Origin of the sequence: Chryseobacterium sp. SIMBA_028, assembly GCF_046535285.1 — a bacterium.
Lineage (GTDB): Bacteria > Bacteroidota > Bacteroidia > Flavobacteriales > Weeksellaceae > Chryseobacterium.
The window spans coordinates 1-326 of the sequence record NZ_JAWRWZ010000121.1; the positions used below are offsets into that span (position 1 = coordinate 1).

Sequence of the window (326 nt, forward strand, 5' to 3'; positions counted from 1 at the left end):
GTTGAAAATATCGGACAGCTTCCGATGCCGACTACGGTTCAGGTGAAATTTAAAGATGGAACCAAGCAGATTATCCAGCTTCCTATCGAGCTTTGGAAAAGAAATACAGAATGGACTTTCAAAGTAGATTCAAATAAAGAAATTGATGAGGTGAAACTGGATCCGAATTCCCAGATTCCGGATATCAATGTGAAAAATAACAGCTGGAGCTCTGCACAGGCGAAACCGGTTGATAAAATTGATGCGAAAGATTTCACGGGAACATTTGGAAGCAAAGAAGCCCCGGTTAAAATCATATTTTCTGAGAAAAACGGACAGTTGTATGG

General features: G+C 40.2%; 1 pseudogene. It reads left to right on the forward strand.

The features are described 5' to 3' along the window. A pseudogene (locus SCA31_RS22815) lies at nt 1–326 on the forward strand (M1 family peptidase); the annotation flags it as partial.